Source organism: Bacillus sp. MT94 (genome assembly GCF_058792475.1).
The window spans coordinates 757,736-781,602 of sequence record NZ_JBXAEZ010000001.1; the positions used below are offsets into that span (position 1 = coordinate 757,736).

Genomic DNA, 23,867 nt, shown 5'->3' on the forward strand with positions numbered 1-23,867 from the left:
TAATGTTACGACCAGTAATATAGTGTCATTTTTTGAATATTCCATTCGTTTTTTATTTTTATTTTTAGTTGATGAAAAGACCTTTCTCTCAATTAAATGTTTAATTGAGCACTTGAATTTCCTCCACCTTGTACTTTTCAAAACATAGTGTTTCAAAAATAGCCGTATCGCTTTCATCTTTTTCCGATTTCACGACTTCTTTATTATCTTTTTCTAAAATTTGGAGCAAAATAGTTTTTCAGTTTCATATTTAAATTAGCAGTATTTATTTTTTGAATTCAATTTGTATAAATGATTGAATTGGAACTTTGACTGTTGTTTCTTGCGGTGGTACAGTATCTCCTGTTACTTTCGCTTTATTTTAAATCTTTTTCCAGCTTGGTCCTCGCATTGACTACCACTGTATTTTGTAGTACTTCACTGTTTTCTCAAGTTCAATAATTATATCTTGTAGAATTAAGAAAAGAACTTAGCTTATTTCGTTTACTTATCTACTCTGATATTTAGATGCTAACTACAATTAAATAATATATGATTTTTATAAAAAAGATATAGTAATATTTTGTTGTGAATTGTACTAATTTGATATTTTATAGTATTATTTGTCGTGAATTATATATAACAGAATATATTTTATGGATCTATAAAGGAGAATGTAATGAATACTTCTATCGATATACAACACTTATGTGATCTTGCACATAAAGCATTTAATGCCCCTGTACATATTTTATCTGCAGACAGAAAAATTTTATATCATTCTACATCTGATAATGTTTGTAGTCCTTTTTATTCTTCAAAAGAAGAACATCTTACTGATATTTATCAAGAAAACGATCCCTTTAACTTGCCACTTTTCCGAAGTAACAACTATCTTGAAAATTTTGTTCTAATTCATATAGAAAATCATGATGATATTAAAGGGACTATTATAATCGGTCCTACTATACATCCAAAAGATTCAGATGATATGATCATAAAATTTCAGAAAGAATTTAAATCAAATGATAACATTCAAGAAAGACTTGCCTATTATCAGTGTTTATCTGAGATTAAAAAAACTACATTAATTGATATGGGAATTTTATTACATTACATGATTTTCAATGAAAAGTTAGATGTAGATATTGTCTTGGAAAAAAATAAAGTACTAGAGGAAGTTCCTAATAAAATTGTGAAACCGGATTTATATATTTTAAAACGCCGACAAAACAAACCTAAAACGCACAATATGGCATTAGTAAATGATTTCTTTTCGACTATTAAAGAAGGAAATAAAAAAAAGTTAATACAGTATATGTATGCGGTTTCACAAGAAGATGTTGAACTTATGCTAATAGAGGATCCGCTCAGGAATCAAAAAAACCTTGGAATTATTGCGATTACCTTAGCCACTCGATATGCAATAGAAGGAAACCTGCCACCAGATATTGCTTTTGCTCATAGTATTTTATATATACAAACCCTGGAACAATTAGATAATGTAGAATCTGTAAAGCGATTGTCAGGGGATGCTTTACGTACCTTTGCAGATCGTGTGAAAGAATACAATGCAAAAAAGTATTCTTACGCGGTTACTACATGTATAAAACATATTAATAAAAATGTTTACGATGGAATATCTCTGAATGAACTTGCTAATCATTTAGAAATTACGCCTACTTATCTGTCTAAACTATTTAAAAAAGAAATGGGAATTACTTTAAGCGAATATATTCAAAGGGAACGAGTGGAAGAAGCAAAGAAATTATTAACACTCACTACTTATTCGTTATCAGATATCTGTGCTTGGCTTAACTTTAATGACCAAAGTTATTTTATAAGAGTTTTCAAAAAAATCACTAGTATGACTCCTAGGCAGTACCGTGAAAAATATACAGTAATATAAGCTTGTTATCTACTGTCTCCAATGTAAAGACTTAAACATGGGTGTAAGTATCCCAAAAAATGAAAATTCACTAACCATTATTTTGCTAAAGGAAACAAAAAGATAGAAGGCTGCAAAGTGCTCCAAGGAAACTTTGTAGCTTTTTTGTCATTTAAAACCTACGTTTATAACGAAGATAAGTTTATAGACTAATATCTTCATATTATTTATTTATTAATAATGATATTAGGATGTTCTTTGTAAAAAGATCAACAATATAACATATATTACTAAATATATCTACATTTTATGCAATTATACATAACTAAATAAAGGTAAAAAAGTATAAAAAAACCTATTATATTATTCTATAAGTATTTTTTCTAAAATAAAATTTCTTGGTTGAGCTAAAATAGTTATTTTTAACCGTATACACATTAATTTGTAATCATTACAATTACAGAAATGAAATTTACAAATAACTATATTTATATAATTTTTTTCGGTTCATATTTTTATTTAGCAGTAAATTATCGAGCATAATCGACAAAATTTTTCTATTTACGCATTAAAAATTTAATGTTTTAATGAACAACATAACTGGTATGACCAGACAGAAAGGAGAAGGTTACGCTAATAGGAATTATAGTGAAGTTATAAGTAACATTATGTTGGAAATATTTTTCTGAATAGTCTTTTTGTTTATGAGAGGTCAAGAATCAAATTGGTAATAAACTTGTTCTAAGTTTCTGCATAACAAAAGTGAAGTTATTCCGCAATAAAAGTATAAGCAATGTACAGTATAATTTCACCTTTTGTTGTCTAGTAAGGAGTTTGCTGACAAAACTAAGAGGGATATTATCAAATTGAAATTAAACAATGTTATGACAAGATTAACTGTAAGCATTGGTTTATTGATCCTCACGATTCTGTAAGTTAAACCGCAACTTTAGGAAATAATTAATAATTTACTACTCATAGGGTGCCTGATTCAAATATAGTTAATAAATTTTTGTTATTTATATTTAAAAAAATAGAGTATCGAAATGAGAGATAAATAAAATCCTTACATCCTATTAGAAGTAAAAAACAACGATATTAACGTATCTGAAAGATTTCTCCTTCTTCTCCAGTTTACAAAGAGAGCGGTCGTACAAGTTATATGAATTAAGTTATAAAAACAATGGTAAAGGAGTGTACGGAATGAAAACTAAAATAATGACAGGATTTTTAATAACATCCATTGTAACTGGAGCAACTATTCCTATCAATACTCTCGCAACACCAATCGTTCAAGCAGAAACTCAACAAGAAAACATGGATATTTCTTCATCATTACGAAAATTAGGTGCGCAATCTAAATTAATCCAAACGTATATTGATCAATCTTTAATGAGTCCTAATGTACAGCTAGAGGAAGTCCCAGCTTTAAATACCAATCAATTCCTAATCAAACAAGATATGAAGGAATGGTCATCGGAACTCTATCCACAGTTAATTCTATTAAATTCAAAAAGTAAAGGATTTGTAACAAAATTTAATAGTTATTACCCGACATTAAAATCGTTTGTAGACAATAAAGAAGATAGAGAAGGGTTTTCGGATAGACTTGAAGTACTTCAAGAAATGGCTATGACGAATCAAGAAAATGCGCAACGACAAATCAATGAATTAACAGATCTTAAATTACAGCTTGATAAAAAATTAAAAGATTTTGATACTAATGTGGCAACTGCGCAAGGCATACTAAGTACAGATGGAACAGGAAAAATAGATCAGTTAAAAAATGAAATATTAAATACCAAAAAAGCAATTCAAAATGATTTACAGCAAATTGCATTAATACCAGGGGCTTTAAATGAACAGGGATTTGCTATATTCAAAGAAGTTTATAGTCTTTCAAAAGAAATTATTGAACCAGCTGCTCAAGCAGGGGTGGCAGCGTATAACAAAGGAAAAGAAATTAACAACTCTATTCTAGAAGCGGAGAAAAAAGCGGCGCAAGAAGCGACAGAACAAGGTAAAACTGCTCTAGAGATTGAATCAGCAAAAAAAGCAGCTCGTGAAGCAATTGAGAAAAGCAAACAAGGTGAAATAGCAGCCGCAGCCGCAGCAAAAACACAAGAGTATGACCTGATGAAGGTCATTGATACCGAAAAGATTAAGAAAACATTTGGCGTTTTTGCTGAAGTAAATAAATTAACAGCAGAACAGCGAGCATATTTAGATGATTTAGAGAAACAAAATCAAAAAATATATGATTTAACAACGAAACTATCAATAGCTGATTTACAAAAATCAATGCTTCTTCTTACACAAAATGATTTGCATACGTTTGCAAATCAAGTAGATGTAGAACTGGATCTACTAAAGCGCTATAAAGAAGATTTAAATCTAATAAAAAATAGCATTACAAAATTATCTACTAATGTTGATACAACTAACGAGCAGTCTCAAAAAGATACATTAAGACAATTAAAAAATGTAATAAGTTACCTTGAAGAACAAGTATATAAATTTTAATATTGCGTTTTTGGGGAATTCATAAAGATTATAAGCATTTAGCGAAAGAAGGAGAATAATCATGAAAAAATTTCCATTCAAAGTACTAACTTTAGCTACATTAGCAACTGTTATAACTGCTACTACCGGTAACACTATTCATGCATTTGCACAAGAGACGACCGCTCAAGAACAAAAAGTAGGCAATTATGCATTAGGACCCGAAGGACTGAAGAAAGCATTGGCTGAAACAGGGTCTCATATTCTAGTAATGGATTTATATGCAAAAACAATGATTAAGCAACCAAATGTAAATTTATCTAATATCGATTTAGGGTCAGAGGGGGGAGAGTTGCTCAAAAATATTCACCTTAATCAAGAGCTGTCACGAATCAATGCGAATTACTGGTTAGATACAGCGAAGCCACAGATTCAAAAAACTGCTCGTAATATTGTAAATTACGATGAACAATTTCAAAATTATTACGACACATTAGTAGAAACTGTACAAAAGAAAGATAAGGCAGGTCTAAAAGAGGGTATAAATGATTTAATTACTACAATCAATACAAATTCAAAAGAAGTTACAGATGTGATTAAGATGCTACAAGACTTCAAAGGAAAACTATATCAAAATTCTACAGATTTTAAAAATAATGTTGGTGGTCCAGATGGGAAAGGTGGATTAACTGCAATATTAGCAGGTCAACAGGCAACGATTCCACAACTTCAAGCTGAAATTGAGCAACTTCGTTCTACTCAGAAAAAACATTTTGATGATGTATTAGCATGGTCAATTGGTGGTGGATTGGGAGCAGCTATTTTAGTTATTGCAGCTATTGGAGGAGCGGTAGTTATTGTTGTAACTGGCGGTACAGCAACACCGGCTGTTGTTGGTGGACTCTCGGCTCTTGGTGCAGCTGGTATCGGTCTAGGAACTGCGGCTGGTGTCACAGCATCTAAGCATATGGACTCCTATAATGAAATTTCTAACAAAATCGGAGAATTAAGTATGAAAGCAGATCGTGCTAATCAAGCAGTTCTTTCACTTACTAACGCGAAAGAAACATTGGCATATTTATATCAGACTGTAGATCAAGCGATATTGTCTCTAACAAATATTCAAAAGCAATGGAATACAATGGGCGCAAATTATACAGATTTATTGGATAATATCGATTCTATGCAAGACCACAAATTCTCTTTAATACCAGATGATTTAAAAGCCGCTAAAGAAAGTTGGAATGATATTCATAAAGATGCAGAATTCATTTCAAAAGATATTGCTTTTAAACAGGAGTAGAACTGAATTTTAAAACCTAAATTGGAGGAAAATGAAATGATAAAAAAAATCCCTTACAAATTACTCGCTGTATCGACGCTATTAACTATTACAACTGCTAATGTAGTTTCACCAGTAACAACTTTTGCAAGTGAAATTGAACAAACGAACAATGGAGATACGGCTCTTTCTGCAAATGAAGCGAGAATGAAAGAGACCTTGCAAAAGGCTGGATTATTTGCAAAATCTATGAATGCCTATTCTTATATGTTAATTAAGAATCCTGATGTGAATTTTGAGGGAATTACCATTAATGGATATGTAGATTTACCTGGTAGAATCGTACAAGATCAAAAGAATGCAAGGGCACATGCCGTTACTTGGGATACGAAAGTAAAAAAACAGCTTTTAGATACATTGAATGGTATTGTTGAATACGATACAACATTTGATAATTATTATGAAACAATGATAGAGGCGATTAATACAGGGGATGGAGAAACTTTAAAAGAAGGGATTACAGATTTACGAGGTGAAATTCAACAAAATCAAAAGTATGCACAACAACTAATAGAAGAATTAACTAAATTAAGAGACTCTATTGGACACGATGTTAGAGCATTTGGAAGTAATAAAGAGCTCTTGCAGTCAATTTTAAAAAATCAAGGTGCAGATGTTGATGCCGATCAAAAGCGTCTAGAAGAAGTATTAGGATCAGTAAACTATTATAAACAATTAGAATCTGATGGGTTTAATGTAATGAAGGGCGCTATTTTGGGTCTACCAATAATTGGCGGTATTATAGTGGGAGTAGCAAGGGATAATTTAGGTAAGTTAGAGCCTTTATTAGCAGAATTACGTCAGACCGTAGATTATAAAGTAACCTTAAATCGTGTAGTTGGAGTTGCTTACAGTAATATTAATGAAATGCACAAGGCCCTTGATGATGCTATTAACGCTCTTACTTATATGTCCACGCAGTGGCATGATTTAGATTCTCAATATTCGGGCGTTCTAGGGCATATTGAGAATGCAGCTCAAAAAGCCGATCAAAATAAATTTAAATTCTTAAAACCTAATTTAAATGCAGCGAAAGACAGTTGGAAAACATTACGAACAGATGCTGTTACATTAAAAGAAGGAATAAAGGAATTAAAAGTGGAAACTGTTACTCCACAAAAATAGGGAAATATTAATTCTGTTGTAAAGTGAACTAAAACATAGAAAGTCTATGATTACACTGTTAAACAGAAAAGTAATAATTAATAAATCCTTATATAACAGAAAGGCGGAGTCTCATTAAAGACTTCGCCTTTCAATTATATATAAGTATGATTCGAATAAAAAATAACCTTGTAGTTTAATTGCTTTTTTAAAATTTGCAACAGAATTGGTTAATTTGAAGCAGATGATATACATTTTCTTTAATACTTAATGATTTGAAGGCTGCTAAAGAAAGTTCAAACGATACTGATAAAAGATGTAGAACTCATTTTGAAAGACATCGCTTTTTAATAAGATTAGAATTTGAAACCATACCTTATATATAGGAGGACTACGAAATGATGAAAAAAATCCCTAATAAACTACTCGCTGTATCAGCGTTTTTAACTATAACAACTACTTATGTAGTCATACCACTAGAAACTTTTGCAATTGAAATTGAACAAACGAACACTGAAAATATGTCTCTTTCAGCAAATGAAGAACAGATGAAAAAAGCTTTGCAAGATGCTGGTTTATTTGCAAAAGCTATGAATGAATATTCTTATTTGCTAATTAATAATCCAGATGTGAGTTTTGAAGGAATAACTATTAATGGAAATGCAGATTTACCTAGTAAAATTGTACAAGATCAAAAGAATGCAAGAGCACATGCTGTTACATGGAATACACAAGTAAAAAAACAGCTTTTTGATACATTGACAGGCATTATAGAATACGATACAAAATTTGAAAATTATTATGAAACATTAGTAGAGGCGATTAATAATGGAACTGGAGATACTTTAAAAAAAGGGATTACAGATTTACAGGGAGGAATTCAACAAAATCAAAAGTCTGCAAAAGCATTAATAGAAGAATTAATTCAATTAAAAAATGCTATTGGAGAAGATGTTAGAACATTTGGAAGTCATAAAGAGACATTGCAATCGATTTTAAAAAACCAAGGTGCTGATGTGGAGGCTGACCAAAAGCGTCTAGAGGACCTTTTAGGACAAGTAAAATACCAGAAAGACATAGAATCTAAGGGGTTAGACATGGTGAAAATCCCCTTTATTCCAACCTTGATTGCTGGTGGCATAATGATAGGTGATGCAAGAGGTAAGTTAGGTTGGCTAGAACCTGAATTAGCAAAATTGCGTCAGACTGTAGATTATAAAATAACATTGAATCGTGTAGTTGGAGTTGCATTTCATAATATTAGTGATATGCATAGTATGCTTGATAGTGCTATCACTGCTCTTACTTATATGTCTACGCAATGGGAGGATTTAGATTCTCAATATTCGGGTGTACTGGGACATATTGATAAAGCTGATCAAAAAGCTGATCAAAATAAATATAAATTCTTAACCCCTAGCTTGAATGCAGCGAAAAACAGTTGGAAAACATTAAAAACAGATGTTGTCACTTTACAAGAAGGGATAAAAATTGCAGAGAAAAAAGAACATGATTTTTTGAATCAGCTTCGTCCATCAAACGTTTTCTACTTTTATAAAAAAATTCATAACGCATACACTTTTGAAATAAAGACTGGAACAAATGCGCCAAATGCGTCTTATAAAGTTATGAATTTAACTAAAAACACTGTTCATAATATGTGGAGTGGAGGGGCTAATACTAACATGTGGGCTGATTGGCTTTCATTCAATCCAAATGATGAATTTGCGGTAGTAGCAGTAGTGGATGGTAAAGAATATGTTGTGTATAAAGACAAAGTACAAAATATAATGAACTGAATCTGAAAGTAACGAAGTAATTGGAGCTGGAGAATAAACTAGACACCAAGTTAATTGAAAAATCTCCTTATATCCTAGAATATTTTGCTCAAGAAAAAGAATTTGTTCAGCGAAAAAGTAAATATTGAACCAAGGAGTTAGTTGTATTATGTGTATGGTTTTACCGAAAGGTTTCAAGTACATTACTCATACAATTATGTAGTTATCCTGAAGCATCTACAGGTGTTCTTATCGACCTTGAAGAACTACTTAGCTTCCTAAGTGGAGTGACTTTATGCAAAATTAAGTGAACGTTTTTGTACATAGATTAGTTGACATTTATATAGATTTTTTTCATTTTCAAAGATAGTTTTGTTTTTTATGTTATTTTTCAAAAATTACTGTTGAAGTTTCTATATTCATGACTCAGCATATAATCATTGTTTGATGAAATGACATACCACGTCCCTTAGAGTTTCATACGTATTACGATAACTTAAAGAAAAAAGATAATAGTAGTCAACGGTTACTATTATCTTTTTTGAACTATTTTTCATTAAAATATCTCATCTGCTGTGCTCCTTATTTACTTTTCCAGATTTTATCCTAGTTTAAAATTTATGCATTTGAACTGTTTATACAATTTGTAGGATTTTTAGCTTTTTTGTCGAATACACTTAATGCAAGGAGGGACATTACATGATTATTAAAGATTATTTCATCAACCTTTCTATTTTTTCTTTATTAGTTAGCGCAGCAATATTTATTCAAGTGTTTACAATTAATTCTAGTCGATATTTCGAAAAGCTCTATGGAGGGATTATTGCAGTTACGTTAATGTTCTTTTCTTTTCCATACATGGGATTTTCCTACGATCTTCGAGTTGTTCCTCTTATTCTATCTTTTATTTACTTTGGTCGTATTGCTGGTTGGATTACGTTAATTAGCATAATTGTAATGCGCATCTTTTACACTGGAGGGTATTGGGAACCTCCTGTGATTGCTTATTTAGGTATGGGGATTCTATTTTCTACTTTTAAAACTTATTTTAAAAAACTACATCCTTTTAAAAGTGCATCGTTATATTTTTCTGTTTTTATTGGAATAAAGTGGTTAGTTGGCGTATTATTTAATACTACATTACTTTACACAGGAGGCCTATTATATATAGCGTTAGGACTTTTAATTGGGCTATTTCTTATGGAAGCCTACCAGAGATTGTATTATTTAACACAGGACTTATCTAAAATGAATCGAGAATTAAAAAAATCGAAGCAAGAACTTGCAGATACCGTACATGAGCTTCAAGGAGGAATTTTTAAATTTAAAAAAGTGGGTAAGCACTTTATACACACTTTATGTGATGGACAGTTTTATTATCAAAACGGGTTTTATTCTGAACAGGTGGTAGGAAAAAGCTTACGTACTATTGATGCTTCTATTGTTCCTCCACATTTAGTTCCACAATTGATGAAGTACTATCTTCAGGCATGGGAAGGAAAAGAAATTATATTTGAATTACCTTGGCCAAATGATAAAACTATTATTCTTATTGCGCTTAGGCCGATTAAACGAAATGGACAAGTTATTGAAGTTGTTGGTTCTACAGTTGATATAACCGAAAGGAAAAAGGTAGAATCAGAATTAAGCGCTACCAAAGAATTATTGGAATCATTTATAAAGCACAATCTAGATGCTATTACCATTTCTGATCGAGAAGGGCATATTTTACAAGCGAATAAAGCTTATGAAAAGATATTTGGGTGGTCATCACAAGAAATCATAGGTAAGAGATTACCTTGTGTACCAGATTTTTTAATGGAAGAATCGCTTAGAAATATTCGGAAAATTCTAACAGGAGAATCTGTGGTTACTAGATTAGAAACTGTTAGACAAAGGAGTGATGGGAGTCTTCTTGATGTTAGTCTGACTGTCTCTCCTATACTAGATGTAAGAGGAAATGTGATAGCTTTATCAGCAATATGTAGAGACATCTCTGAAAGAAAACAAGCAGAAAGAGAACGACATCGATTACACCAGCAATTAAGAGATAGTGAAATGAAGTACCGTGCACTAATCGAACAAGCAACTGATGCGGTATATGTAGTAGAGCTGAATGAAGAGAATGCTCCAAGTCGATTTATTGAGGTAAACCCTGTTGGGTGTAGAAGGTTTGGATATAGTAGAGAAGAGTTGCTCTCATTATCATTTTCAAATATAGTACCACAAGATTCTCAAATGATCGTAAGGTTATTAGAAAAAATTAAAAAAGGACAAACTTCCTTCACTTTGCAAGATGAATATGTTTTTCCAACAGGAAAAGTAATAACAACTGAGTTTAGTGTTCGTGTTTTTAACTTAAATGGTAAAAAAGTTTTCCTAAGTATTTCTCGTGATATCACTGAACGGCTAAAAACAGAAGAATTATTACGAAAATCTGAAAAACTTGCTGTTGTAGGACAATTAGCGACTGTAATGGCTCATGAGATTAATAATCCATTAACTGCAATGAAAGGGTTCATGCAATTACTAAAATCAACGGAAAGTGAGAATAATCAGGGTTATATTAATATAGTATCATCAGAGATTGAGCGTATAGAGAGCATTACAACTGAATTTATGGCGGTAGCCAAACCACAGGTGGTAAAAATGCAACCTAATAACATTAATGTGCTAATGGATCAAGTTTTAATGCTACTACAACCTCAAGCAATGATGCATAATATAAAATTTAGAATCGATCTTAACCCTGGTATTCCATTGATTTCATGTGAAGGAAATCAATTAAAGCAAGTATTTGTTAATATATTAAAAAATGCAATTGAATCTATGCCGATGGGAGGAGAAATTCTCATTCAATTAAATATACTTGATAATAATCAAGTAAGTATTCGTTTTATCGATCAAGGGTGTGGGATTCCAAAAGAACGTATACCATACCTCGGAGAACCTTTTTATAGTATTAAAGAAGAGGGGATTGGCTTAGGGTTAATGATCTGTTATAAAATCATTGAAACACATCAGGGAAAGGTATTTATTGAGAGTGAAGTGAATAAGGGGACTATAGTTGAAGTCACGCTCCCTATTTGTACACTTCAAAATTAATATATTCTTTTTACTGAAATTTTTTAAGAAACCATACAAAATGTAATGCTAATGTTACTTAATGAAATAATAAAGAGAAGAATACTGGTAAATGTACCCTATAGAATAGACACTTGAAAAAACCTGTTATAAAAACATCCTTTCTTTAGAACCAAAAGAAAGGATGTTTTTAATATTGTAATTTTTCTTGGAGACATTTCAAATTTTTACTCGTAATACATTTTTTAACTAATTTTGGTTAAGTTAGTTAAAAAGGAATTATTTTTAATGAGCATATTGACATATAAATATCCCTCATTTTTAAAATAGAAATTTCTAAAAACTATATATAGGTTCTTTTTGAAAGGAAGGGTATTATCAATTGAAACCACATGAAAAAGTACCTGTTCACTCTATAAAATCTTTGCAGGAATTAATGCAATTACTAAAAAAATCTAAAGATTTTATAACGTTGGAAATTGCTTCTAATAATTCCTCTATAGTCATTTCATATTTTAGAACATTAATCGATGTAAATATATTTCATGAAGAGGTTTTGACTTATATAAAAGAGAAGAGCTTCGATTCGTTACAAGATATTCACTCTGTCTTACCTTTTGAGAATTCAAAAATAACAAATCAAATGGAAGATATTCAGGATAGTATTTTAAATGGCTATATACTTATTCAGTTCGATACAGATAAATTAAATTGTTTGTTAGTAAATGTGTCAAAGAAAGAAAAAAGGGATATTACAAAAGCTGAAATTGAATATAATATTGTGGGTCCGCAAATCGCATTTGTCGAAGATTTAGATGTAAATTTAAATTTAGTACGTAGAAAGCTTCCAACACCTTATTTACAAATGAAAGAATTGAAAGTAGGATCTCTCTCTAACACAACTGTTGCGATTGTATTTATTGAGGGAATTGTAAATGATCAAAATCTACAAGAAATTATAAAAAGGGTAAGTCAAATAAAAACAGACCATGTTTTGGATAGTACTTATTTGATGCAGTTAATTGCAGACAACCCGAATTCTATATTCCCTCAATTTTTGAATACAGAACGTCCGGACCGTGTGGCAGCTGTATTAGCAGAAGGGAAAATTGCACTTTTTGTAGATGGCTCGCCTTATGCCATCACTCTTCCAACAACATTAATTGATTTTTTTTCTACGACAGAAGATTACACCATGCCTTGGATTATAGCCTCTTTTTTTCGTCTATTAAGGCTTTTTGCTTTTATATTTTCTGTCTTAACGACGCCATTATATGTCTCGATCTTAACATATCATTACGAGCTTATCCCAAAAGAACTTCTTGAAACGTTAATCATATCGAGAAGTAAAGTACCTTTTCCTCCATTAATTGAAGCACTTTTTTTAGAAATAACAATTGAATTACTGAGAGAAGCGGGGGCACGTTTACCAACTAAAGTGGGTTTAACTGTCGGTATAGTAGGTGGTATTGTGATTGGACAAGCATCGGTAGAAGCAAGTCTTACAAGTAACGTACTTATTATCATTGTTGCACTTTCAGCTCTTAGTTCATTTACAGCACCAATATATCGTATTGGTAATACAATTCGAGTAATTCGTTTTCCTTTTATAATATCTGCACACCTATTGGGCTTATTAGGAATTGTTTTAACAAGCTCTTTGCTTTTAGCACGTTTATTACGTACAGAATCATTAAGACGTCCTTATTTGTTTCCTTTTTATCCTACACGCCCTACAGATTGGAAAGACAGTATTATACGTATGCCGATCTCAGCGATGTTTCGACGTCCTATTTTTTCAAGGTCTAAACAGCGTTTTCGCTTTAATCCAGAAGAGGTAGAGAAAAATAAAATACTATCAAGAAATGATTTTGATGATTGAATTTAACAGGGAGGAGCATTATGAAACAGATCCCAATTGAGTATCAAGTCTCTCCATATATGGTATTTTTTTTAATTATTACTATACAGATGGGAGTTGGTATGCTTGGTTTTGAAAGGATTAGTGCAAAATTAGTTGGAAATGATGCGTGGATTAGCACGCTACTTTTTGGAATATCTGTTAATCTTATGATTTGGATCATATATCAGATTTTAAATCAGGGCAATGGAGACATCATTGCAATCAATCAAAACGTACTTGGAAAATGGATTGGTGGATTGCTCAACTTCATTTTTTTATCCTATATTGTATTGTTAGGTGCAACAACACTACATACTTATATCGAAGTAGTACATGTTTGGATGTTTCCTTCAATTTCATCTTGGGTTATAGCGGGGGCGTTTTTGGGTCTATGTTATTACATTGTGACTGGAGGATTTCGTGTAGTTGCCGGAATCGGCTTCTTTGGAATCGTTATCCCAAGCATTCTAATCTTCACATTTTTTTATCCTTTGCAGTATGCAGATTTCCAGAATTTATTTCCAATTGCACAGCATTCATTCCTAGAAATTATGAAAGGAATGAAAGGAAATATGTTTAGTTTTTTTGGATTTGAAATGTTATTGTTGTACTATCCATTTATTAAAAAGGCAAGAACGTCTCAAAAATATGCGCACTATGCAAATTTAGTAACGACTATTGTCTACACATACCTTATGATTTTAACTCTTGCGTTTTTTAGTGAAAAGCAACTTGCGAACGCGATATGGGCATATTTAAGCATGATTAAAATTATACAATTTCCCTTTATAGAGCGGTTTGAATACATTATTGTTTCTGTTTGGGCTTTTTTTATATTACCGAATGTTTCCTTTACATTATGGGGAGTAAGTCGTGGTATAAAAGAGGCACTGGGAATAAAGCAAAAATATGTTTTGCCAGTTATCATCCTATTCATCTTTATTTTGTCATTTTTCTTGAATAACCGTAATAAAATTAACTTATTAAATACTTGGACAGGTCAAATTGGCTTTGTATATATATATGTATACCTACCTGTACTATGGCTAATTCAAACGGCCAAAATAAAGTTAAGGAGATAAATATGAAGCGCTGGATACTTTTCCTTATATTGGGTGTCTTCTTGATAGGTTGTGCTAAAACAAAAATTGTGGATGACATTGATTTAGTTCAAGTTGCGGCATATGATACTGAAGCAGAAGGTAAGCTAAAAGGAACCTTTGCGATTTCAGCTTATAAAGGAGGCGGGGAAGGTGAAACAAAAATCTATTCAGCATCAGGCCAGACTGGTAGAGAAGTTCTTGCAAGAGCATCCGAAAAATCTTCTGGACCTCTAGAGTTGGGTCAATTGCGTGTTATTATATTTAATGAAAAAATAATTGAAAAGGGAATGCAGGAAATTTTAGAGACTTTGAACCGCAATCCTAGTGTAGGAAATGCAATTTATTTAGCAATTACAAATGTAAAAGGGGAATCACTATTAAAGGGGAACTATTCTAAAGAAAAAGAAATTGCTTCTTATCTATCCTCTTTACTGGAGCAAAATATGAACAATGGAACGCAACCAAAAACAAACTTTTTTATGTTTTTAAATCAACTTGATGATGATGCGAGAGATTCCTATTTACCGATGATATCTAAAAAAGGGAATGTGTTGGAGTTAAATGGAATAGCACTTTTTAAAAGATGTAAAATGGTTGATAAAGTGAACCCTAAAGATTTATTTGTATTTAAATTGTTGACAGATAATTTTAAACAAGGTACATACCAATTCAAACTACCTGGTTCTTCAAACACTTATGCCACGATAGAGAATATAAAAGCTAGAACAAAATATAAGATGGAGGGGAATAGTAAGCATCCATTCGTAAATGCTCATATTCAAGTTAAAGCTGAAATTCAAGAATTTACAAAAACAAAAAATCTAGATAATCCTAAAGAAATAAAAAAATTAGAAAAAATTATGGAAAAAGAAATAGAAAAAAAAGCAACTACATTGATAAAGAGATTTATTAAAAAAGACACAGATCCTATAGGACTTAGAAAGCTTGGTAGAACTCACGTAAGAAAATGGAACAGTCAAGAATGGGAAGAATCCTATAAACATTTACGTTTTCGTGTAACAGCTGATGTAAAAGTAACCCAATCTGGTGTTACAGAATAAATAAATCAAATAAGATATGGAAAATTTCAATAAAAAAATATAGTCTCGCAGGAGATTAGGGAGAAGAGAAACTATTAACAAAGCATTTCATAAACATTAAGATGCTTTGTTAATAGTTTTTATACTTTTATAGCCATATCACTAATATGGGGTATAGAATTCCAGAAGGCTGGCGGATATGTGGTGAAAATGTGTATGCTTGTCATAGTATTCACTATATAGCACTGACGTCCTATTTTTATGTCTTTTCAATATGGAATGAGAAAAATGAATGTTTATCGTGGGATGCAACAGTTGCATGGTGTAAAAAGTTAGGCCTTGCACACGTTCCATTGTTATATAGGGGCCCTTACAATGAAAAGGTAATTTATTCCATTTTAACTTAGTGAACGGTAGAGAAAATACAATGAATTGTAAATGAAATCTGTACGGGAATCTAGTACCGTATAGTACAGTGCATATGAAAAACTCCTCAATGCTATCTCTCAAAAAATAATAATTCTCGGCTTTATAAACTGTATTTTCAAAAACATTGCGAGCTTGTAAGAAAAATGAAAGGTAATTCAATATGAGATAAACAACTTTACTACTACAATGAAAAACAGAATCATTCTTAAAAATCATGAGATACGATATCAAGTTATTTGCGTGTTTAATTCATTTTACTAAATATTCCAGTTTCAATAAGGAAAGTCGAATCAGACTATTAACGAATGGTATATTATTCGTATTTTGGAAAAGTCAAAATGAAGACAAGTATCTTCTATCAAATCTCATTCTTGGTGTATACAATTGAAGGGAATTTCTCATATGAAATTAGTAAAAGTAAAAGATCTTAGTTAGGAGAAGGATGATAATGTTAACAAATTCTATGGGAAGGTGAAGAAAGAAGGTAGCGTAGGCCTAATCATTAGGGGGCAGACGCCTCTCTTTTTTTATGTCGCAAATAGCATTAATTCGTTAATTAATTTATATGAGATTATCTTAAATAAGTTAGTTAAGAAAGAAAAATAAAAGTGAGTAAAAAGATAAAAATACACAGGTACGTAAAAAATAAGGAAGTTGTATTTGCAAGTGTTTTAGTTTGGTGTGATATCAATTGTATTGGTAAAGGTGAATATTACGTTTAAATTGCCATGGATGGAAAAGGAGGAGTTTCAAAATCTATGGATGGTAAAGTGACGCGAAAGGAGTATGAATATACATTATCGGGTTTTGATAAGGAAGGTAAAGAAAAAGAGTTAGAATTTATTGCACAAAAGAATCTTCGTAAAGAAGCATTCCTACGTGTATATTATTCAGATAAAAAGGTGTAACAGCTTGGGAGGAAGTGCAGGAAGACGAGCTCCCGAAGAAAGCAAAAGAAAAACTAGGTGTGAAATAATCATTTATTTGTGATGGTGGATTCTTCTAGGTTGAGGGTCCGCCGTTTTTTATTATATGTTATGTTGTAGTTTTTATATAAAGAATATTGAAAAGATAGGTTAAATCTTCTGGAATAATATCTCCATAATTAATAACTTGTACAATAACCTTTCAATTATCACTAAATCCATTCATATCAACAAGTTGTGCCATATATCCGTTTGTAGCAATATCTTTTAAAGTACGCTAAAAATACCTTTTATTTTATCTTATCTTTATCTTATCTTTACCTTATCTTTAAATTTTTATATTAAACTTGAAACCTTAAAGTATTGATGTATGAGTCTAAAAAGGGCGGGAGATAGGTGTTCATTACATAGTTTGTAGATAACCAATTACCTTTGAAAAATTGAATTTCTTATACGAGGAGGAATATATGAAGGATACAAGTAAAAATCAAATTATAAAAGCGTTCCTTATTAGTATTTTAGGCTTAGGAACAATACTTGGAATGCTATATTTTAATCATAAAACCAATATTCAACAAAATAAAGCGCAAGCCACCGAAAAACGTGTATTGCAATATGAGTCTACCTTAAAAAAAGAATTAGAAAAATATAATTTAGGAGAGAAAACACCAGTTTTATTAGGAATTATGTATCAAGAGAGTAGAGGTGAGGGAAACGACCCTATGCAGTCATCCGAATCACTTGGATTAAAGCCAAATGAAATTCAAGAGACAAGCTTGAGCATTAAACAAGGGGTAAAGCACTTTGCTAAAATGTACAAATATGGAACGGACAAAGATGTTAGCATAGATACAATTATTCAAAGTTATAATATGGGGCCAGGGTATATTGATTTTATTGCTAGTCAAGAAGTTAAACAACACTCGGAGGATTCGGCCAAAAAATTTTCTAAGATGAAAGTTGATCAAAATCCAGCGATGTATACTTGTGGTGAAAATAAAAATAATTTTAGGTATCCATATTGTTATGGTGATTTCACATATGCCACAAAGGTAAATGAAAAAACAAAACTTATTGAAGAACTTCTTCGAAATGTACATAGCTTTTCTAAATAAGTTGCAGAATGAAATATAATGATACCATCAGTTATTAACAATAATATCTAAGAAAAAACTACTTTCTTTCTTAGTTCGCATAATTTTCAAAAACAAATCCCGTGGATGTTAATATTTGTTATATAATATATTTGTCAAAGCATTACCCCTAAAGTTTCTAAATTCAAGCTGTAAGATAGTTTATTTGGCCCGTATTTTCACCTTGAAAGTGGAGTTTAAATATAATTGCAATTTTTTGAGGGGGAAAAGTAAATGTTTATAAAAACAGAAAGATTATTAATACGAAAATTTGAGTTCAAAGATTGGCAAGCTGTTCATGAGTATACATCAGATATCAATGTTATGAAATACATACCTGAAGGGGTCTTTACTGAAGAAAATACAAGAAACTTTGTGAATGAAAACATTGGTGAAAACGCTAAGAACTTTCCTGTAGTATTAATTGATAAAGATATTCTGATTGGCCATATAGTCTTTCATAAATATTTTGGTGAGCATACATATGAGATTGGTTGGGTGTTCAATCCTAAATATTTCAATAAAGGATATGCTTCTGAAGCAGCAAAAGCTACTTTGAAATATGGCTTTAAGGAAATGAAATTACATAGGATTATAGCTACATGTCAGCCACAAAATACCCCATCATATCGAGTAATGGAGAAGATTGGGATGAGAAGAGAAGGCTATTTCAGGAAGTGTATACCACATGGGAATGAATGGTGGGATGAATATTATTACGCTATTTTAGAAGAAGAGTAGTGCCTTGGAACGCATCATTTAAATTGACACTCCTATTCTTAAATAGGCAAGTTGGCTATCTTTATTGGGGATCCTTGCTACTAAAGGCGAACTTTATTTCCGGTATCGCTGACGTGCAAAACTTTGTATAATCTGATCTTATCTCTAAATCACAACTGTTACCCCCATCACCATCAAGTTAAAGTTTCATTTTATTTTGCTAACTTGATGGTGATGTGACGTAACATTAATTATTTGAAAATTTAAAAAAGTCCCCTTAGTCATGTTAAAGGGACCTTGACCACGCAAATGATATGTAAGTCAATTTATTTTTGATATACAGATTATTTGTATGATAATTTTTATAAATAATTGCTAAATAGTGAATTTACATAAATGCTTTTAGAAGTTCTTGAATTAATAGGATTGCTCCACCTATAAATTTTAAAACTGCCATTGCGATTTCCATATTATTCTCTCCTCTTTTTCGTATTAAGATGTGATAAATTTTTATAACCTCATCATAGTAAGCGTTTATAATCATAACAATACATTTTTGTATGCAATATTGCATATTTATACATTGGATCTCTATTATTCATTTTTTAATGGTACTATAGCGAGGTGAGAGTCTTTAAGAGTTCTCCTTAATAGGAGGAAATATGGAAAGAGTGCAAGCGATTTACAGTAATCAAAAATTTAAGAGTTGGGTTAAACAGGTATTAGCTGTAGGAGGAGAATAGGGGGCTGTTATTTGGTGTTATATGTTTTCTGTTTCTTAGTTATCATGTAAATATTATACAACTAAACTAGTAGAGTCTTGCCTAGAGAGGTAAGGCTCTTTTTGTAGTACCTGGAGATGAGCAAACTACATACAATATCTCTCAGGTTTTTCAGATCACTTTGTATAATTCCTTGTTTAGAACACTAATTTCTATTATTGAAACTAAATAAACATCTATTTAAAAGTTTCAATTTATATTGAAAACAGAATTCCATTGATAAAAATATGTTTTTACTAGATACATATTAAAAAGACAAGCATAAATTATATTAGATTTTGGCAAAGTCTTTTTGACTTGGAAAAGGATTTAAATCTTACTTATAGATTTGATTCCTTTTTATATACTATAATCATTATATTTATACGTAAATATAATACATTAATAATGATTTAAAAGCAAGAATTTTAGTAGCGGTACGTTCACACATCCATCAACTTAAGATTTTAAAGTAGCTCTTAAATAAAAAAATTCTTTTTTTAATTGATTAATTAATAGTAAACAAGGAAGGTTGGCAAATTAACAACTAAAGAGATTTCTTCAGGTAAGCTAATAAGTAATCTATCAAAAAGTCCTTTACAAAATTTATACCTAAGTCAATTATAAGATCATGTAAATTTAAAATAATGTAAATATTATACATTTTTGTAAAAGGCACTCATTGACACTTGTGTATATAAGTAACTATACTCGTTACATCAAATTGAATGTGTGATAATACGATTTTATTATTATTACAAACATGTAAATATAAAAATAGAAAATCCCAATTTGATAAATACAATGGTAGAGGTGTTTATTTTAATGAAGCACAAATTAATTGCAACAGGTATCCTTGCAGGATCTATATTATCCTATTCTTCTAATATTTTAGCAGATACTCATACATTCCCTGATGTTCCTGTATGGGCCGATAAATCTGTTAATTATTTAGTTGATAAACAGGTATTGAATGGTTATCCAGATGGAACTTTTGGTTCAAATGACTCATTGGACAGAGCTTCGGCTACAAAAATTATGACAAAAGTTTTAGGGATACAAATTGATCCTAATGCAAAACCATCTTTTACTGATTCACAAAATCACTGGGCTACTCCTTATATTGCTGCTGCTGAAAGAGCTGGTATTGTTAAGGGTGAAGGTAATGGAATCTTCAATCCATCTGGAAAAGTAACTCGCGCTGCTATGGCTACGATGTTAGTAAATGCATATAAACTACAAAGCACAGCAAATCATAACGAGCAGGTTAGATTTGTAGATTTAAAAGGGCATTGGGGAGAAAAATACGCCAATATTTTAATAGATTTAAAAATCTCTAATGGTACCGAGAACGGTTGGCAACCAAATAGATTTATAACACGTGCTGAAGCTGCTCAACTTACTGCAAAAACAGATATGTTACAACAAAATTTAAACGATGAAAAAGAGATTATTACTGCTACCTCATATGAAGATTTAAATTTAACAGTGGCTTCGAAAATTACAGCTCAAGAGATTGATAGTTTTATTGCGAAATATCATTCGGATAGTCCTTTAGTTGGCCATGGGCAAGATTTTATCAATGCGCAAAATCAATATGGTGTGAGTGCTCATTATTTAGCAGCGCATGCGATTTTAGAATCTGGATACGGAAAATCAGAAATCGCATATCAAAAACATAATCTATTCGGTCTACGTGCATATGATGGAGATCCGTTTAAATATGCGAAATATTTACCAAGCTACGGCGATAGCATTGCTTATAATGCTAATTATGTACGAGAAAGATATTTGGAAGAAAGCGGTATGTATTATAACGGGCCAACATTAACTGGCATGAACGTGAAATATGCATCAGATAAAGGCTGGGCTAAGAAAATTGCAGGCATTATGGAACGTATTAAACCGTTTCGTGTAGAAGACTATACATATGCAAAAAAATTACCAAAGAATCCTGAAACATTAGATGTCGACGCGTTATCTAATGAAATTCCATATAAAATGTATGCAGACGATTCAAGCTCAAATGTTGTATCATCAGCTACTTACTATCAGGTACCTTATCCATTTAATTTAAAAATTAAAAGTAGACCAGATGTAGCTGTCGAGGAGAATAAAGTTGGTACAGTAACTCCTGGAACAACCATCTTTATTTATCGTGAAGATCCAAATGGATGGGTAGAATTCTCTTTTGAAGCGAATGGAGAAAAATACTGGACATTAAAAAGTAAATTAAGTATGTAATTAAAAAGATCTATTTCACTAGTTTTAATCTCATATAATTGAGAGACAAGTTTTTTACTTTCTTAAAATAAAGTTATGTATACAAGAAAAGTTAGAGAATTATTTTCTCTAACTTTTCTTCGCTAGTATTTGAAATTAAAAAGATGGTGGAGTTACTCCAAATATAACAGTGACTTTGTTTAAAGAAGTGTTTTCCCACTTATGCTTTGCATAAGGTGGGATTTTAACACTATCACCTGTATTGAGAAGTAAAACCGCATCATTTAGATATAGTTTCACTTGTCCTTCCATAATAAATGCTATTTCTTCCCCTTTATGTGCCACAGGCTCCATAGATGAAGCAGTTTGAGGTAACAGATTCATTAAAGCCAATTCTAGTGCTCCATCTAAATTAGGAGATAATAGCTCATACGAAACATTGCCGCTTTCAGGAAAAATTATTTTTTTCCTTTGGTTAGCTCGTACAACTAATTCTTCTGTATTGGTATCCTCTAAGAAAAAATTAAACAATGGAATATTTAATGCTACAGAAATTAATTTTAGTGTTTGTAATGAAGGATTTGTGATTCCTTTTTCAATCTGACTTAACATGGAAGGTGTTATATCAGCTAACTCTGCTAAACGCTTACTGGTTAATCCGGCACCTTTTCTAAATGCCCTAATTCTGTGACCAACATTAATATCGTTCATATATGTAATCCCCTTTAAATAAGTAAATAAAATTAAATAATTATTAATTTTATTTACTTATACTTAATATATTGTTAATATATACTTAATTATAATAAATTATGATTAAGTTTAAAACATCATATGTACATATGGCAGCAGCTGCGAAAAAGTGGGAAAAAGATTTACTTAGAAACAAAGGGGCTACTATTTTTGAATATACAGCGGGCTATAGTAAAGCAGTAGAAGAAGGAAGAATACAAGTTAATAAGAATCAAATGTGCTATTTGATTGACGATGAAAAATCAAAGCATTTATTTTAAGGTTATGCAGTAGCTGCTACTCGTCTGAATAATTGATATACAAATAAAAGTTGATGAATCGCATCCTCTATTTGTATATCTACCGTGTGGAGTAGGATTTGGTGGTGTTTCGTTCGGTTTAAAAATTATTGTACGGGATCATGGACATGTAATTTTTGCTGGGCCTACCATTTTCCGTATATGCTAATAGGTATGATGACCGTATTATATGATGGGATTTCCATACAAGATTTTTAATGAAAAGGATTCTAATAAGTAAAGGACAACTTAAGAGTAGACTTCAATGCTGTATTGTAAAATTTTTAAGGAAGTGAAAATAGTATGAAATCAGCTTTAAATAGTATTATGATCTCCTCGATTCTTGCAGTAGGAGGGATCCTTTCGCTTTTGTTTAATTTAATGGGGGATCAAGATTGGATCTGGAATTGGGTAGGGTTATTACTGGCATATCTATCTTTGGGCATTTTAATCGGTTTATATAATAAAACTGTGGATCACAAAACATTTCCTAAAATACTAAAAAGAACTTTGTTTATTTCCTTTAATGCTACTATATTAGGGATAATAATAGGGGTAACATACCAACTATTAGGAAAGTGGAATCTTACTATAATGATGTATTATTGGTTGATAATTTTATTATTACATTTAATTACTATAATAACATTAGTCATCCTAGTATTCGAAAACCGTAATAGTAAAAATTACAGCTTACTATATAGTTTTATTATACTTTTAAACATTGTCCTTACCTTAGGACCAGTATTATTTCCAGTAGTTCTAACTATTATAGGAAATGCCATGAACGCTAGTGCAGGGCACTAATTTTCACCTATATAGATTATTAAAATGATTAGTCCAAAATTGAGATTGGTTAAGTTAAAAAACTTAATAAACAAATAGGATAGTAAAACTAAACGACATAAAGTGGAATGATTT

At 31.1% G+C, this 23,867-nt stretch carries 17 protein-coding genes and 3 pseudogenes; 17 read left to right on the top strand and 3 right to left on the bottom strand.

Annotated elements, in window-relative coordinates; genetic code table 11:
• Positions 1 to 100 precede the first annotated feature (100 nt).
• Positions 101 to 229 (bottom strand): peptidase, encoded by a 129-nt coding sequence (locus AC1Q51_RS03625; protein ID WP_071714849.1) that lies wholly within the window; start codon positions 227 to 229, stop codon positions 101 to 103.
• Between the two features lie 429 nt (positions 230 to 658).
• Between AC1Q51_RS03625 and AC1Q51_RS03630 the strand changes: the two genes are divergently transcribed.
• From AC1Q51_RS03630 to AC1Q51_RS03695, 14 genes and pseudogenes are all read left to right on the top strand, one after another.
• Positions 659 to 1,888: a helix-turn-helix domain-containing protein gene (locus AC1Q51_RS03630; protein WP_001097913.1), complete on the top strand. Its 1,230-nt coding sequence runs from the start codon at positions 659 to 661 to the stop codon at positions 1,886 to 1,888.
• 1,182 nt (positions 1,889 to 3,070) lie between these two features.
• A complete protein-coding gene (gene hblC / locus AC1Q51_RS03635) occupies positions 3,071 to 4,390 on the top strand; it encodes a hemolytic enterotoxin HBL lytic component L2 (protein ID WP_000850229.1) in 1,320 nt (439 codons plus the stop codon).
• A gap of 61 nt (positions 4,391 to 4,451) precedes the next feature.
• On the top strand, positions 4,452 to 5,672 hold the full coding sequence (hblD, locus tag AC1Q51_RS03640) for a hemolytic enterotoxin HBL lytic component L1 (protein WP_000714435.1): 1,221 nt from the start codon (positions 4,452 to 4,454) through the stop codon (positions 5,670 to 5,672).
• A gap of 36 nt (positions 5,673 to 5,708) precedes the next feature.
• The gene (hblA, locus tag AC1Q51_RS03645) at positions 5,709 to 6,836 is read left to right on the top strand and encodes a hemolysin BL binding component B (protein WP_000591969.1); all 1,128 of its coding nucleotides are present in this window, start codon (positions 5,709 to 5,711) and stop codon (positions 6,834 to 6,836) included.
• A gap of 377 nt (positions 6,837 to 7,213) precedes the next feature.
• Complete coding sequence (gene hblB / locus AC1Q51_RS03650; protein WP_098840027.1) at positions 7,214 to 8,614, top strand: hemolysin BL regulatory component HblB; 1,401 nt, start codon at positions 7,214 to 7,216, stop codon at positions 8,612 to 8,614.
• Positions 8,615 to 8,634: 20 nt separating this feature from the next.
• Positions 8,635 to 8,862, top strand: a pseudogene (locus tag AC1Q51_RS03655) (hypothetical protein); the annotation flags it as partial.
• 430 nt (positions 8,863 to 9,292) lie between these two features.
• A complete protein-coding gene (locus AC1Q51_RS03660; RefSeq protein WP_492331379.1) occupies positions 9,293 to 11,698 on the top strand; it encodes a PAS domain S-box protein in 2,406 nt (801 codons plus the stop codon).
• Between the two features lie 361 nt (positions 11,699 to 12,059).
• Positions 12,060 to 13,559: a spore germination protein gene (locus AC1Q51_RS03665; RefSeq protein WP_000802303.1), complete on the top strand. Its 1,500-nt coding sequence runs from the start codon at positions 12,060 to 12,062 to the stop codon at positions 13,557 to 13,559.
• Between the two features lie 20 nt (positions 13,560 to 13,579).
• Positions 13,580 to 14,662, top strand: a complete 1,083-nt coding sequence (locus tag AC1Q51_RS03670; RefSeq protein ID WP_000809705.1) for a GerAB/ArcD/ProY family transporter — start codon at positions 13,580 to 13,582, stop codon at positions 14,660 to 14,662.
• A 2-nt stretch (positions 14,663 to 14,664) separates the two neighbouring features.
• Positions 14,665 to 15,744: a Ger(x)C family spore germination protein gene (locus tag AC1Q51_RS03675; RefSeq protein WP_000832858.1), complete on the top strand. Its 1,080-nt coding sequence runs from the start codon at positions 14,665 to 14,667 to the stop codon at positions 15,742 to 15,744.
• A 143-nt stretch (positions 15,745 to 15,887) separates the two neighbouring features.
• Positions 15,888 to 16,118 (top strand): annotated as a pseudogene (locus AC1Q51_RS03680) (RNA ligase family protein); the annotation flags it as partial.
• Positions 16,119 to 16,880: 762 nt separating this feature from the next.
• A pseudogene (locus tag AC1Q51_RS03685) lies at positions 16,881 to 17,128 on the top strand (YxeA family protein).
• Positions 17,129 to 17,545: 417 nt separating this feature from the next.
• Positions 17,546 to 18,193 carry a lysozyme family protein gene (locus AC1Q51_RS03690; RefSeq protein ID WP_098014513.1) on the top strand — a complete coding sequence of 216 codons (648 nt, stop codon included), beginning with the start codon at positions 17,546 to 17,548 and terminating at the stop codon, positions 18,191 to 18,193.
• A gap of 252 nt (positions 18,194 to 18,445) precedes the next feature.
• Positions 18,446 to 18,952 carry a GNAT family N-acetyltransferase gene (locus tag AC1Q51_RS03695; RefSeq protein ID WP_000470143.1) on the top strand — a complete coding sequence of 169 codons (507 nt, stop codon included), beginning with the start codon at positions 18,446 to 18,448 and terminating at the stop codon, positions 18,950 to 18,952.
• Between the two features lie 367 nt (positions 18,953 to 19,319).
• On the opposite strand, the gene AC1Q51_RS03700 is transcribed toward AC1Q51_RS03695, so the two are convergent.
• Complete coding sequence (locus AC1Q51_RS03700; RefSeq protein WP_098014517.1) at positions 19,320 to 19,505, bottom strand: hypothetical protein; 186 nt, start codon at positions 19,503 to 19,505, stop codon at positions 19,320 to 19,322.
• 1,012 nt (positions 19,506 to 20,517) lie between these two features.
• Between AC1Q51_RS03700 and AC1Q51_RS03705 the strand changes: the two genes are divergently transcribed.
• Positions 20,518 to 21,936 (top strand): S-layer homology domain-containing protein, encoded by a 1,419-nt coding sequence (locus tag AC1Q51_RS03705; protein WP_025118711.1) that lies wholly within the window; start codon positions 20,518 to 20,520, stop codon positions 21,934 to 21,936.
• Between the two features lie 135 nt (positions 21,937 to 22,071).
• On the opposite strand, the gene AC1Q51_RS03710 is transcribed toward AC1Q51_RS03705, so the two are convergent.
• On the bottom strand, positions 22,072 to 22,626 hold the full coding sequence (locus AC1Q51_RS03710; RefSeq protein ID WP_000997928.1) for a helix-turn-helix domain-containing protein: 555 nt from the start codon (positions 22,624 to 22,626) through the stop codon (positions 22,072 to 22,074).
• A gap of 131 nt (positions 22,627 to 22,757) precedes the next feature.
• Here AC1Q51_RS03710 and AC1Q51_RS03715 point away from each other — a divergent pair, with 131 nt between their 5' ends.
• Positions 22,758 to 22,928, top strand: coding sequence for a serine dehydratase (locus AC1Q51_RS03715; protein WP_306802062.1), 171 nt, complete (start codon positions 22,758 to 22,760; stop codon positions 22,926 to 22,928).
• A 321-nt stretch (positions 22,929 to 23,249) separates the two neighbouring features.
• Positions 23,250 to 23,753: a DUF3902 family protein gene (locus AC1Q51_RS03720; RefSeq protein WP_000833547.1), complete on the top strand. Its 504-nt coding sequence runs from the start codon at positions 23,250 to 23,252 to the stop codon at positions 23,751 to 23,753.
• The last annotated feature ends 114 nt before the right edge of the window (positions 23,754 to 23,867 follow it).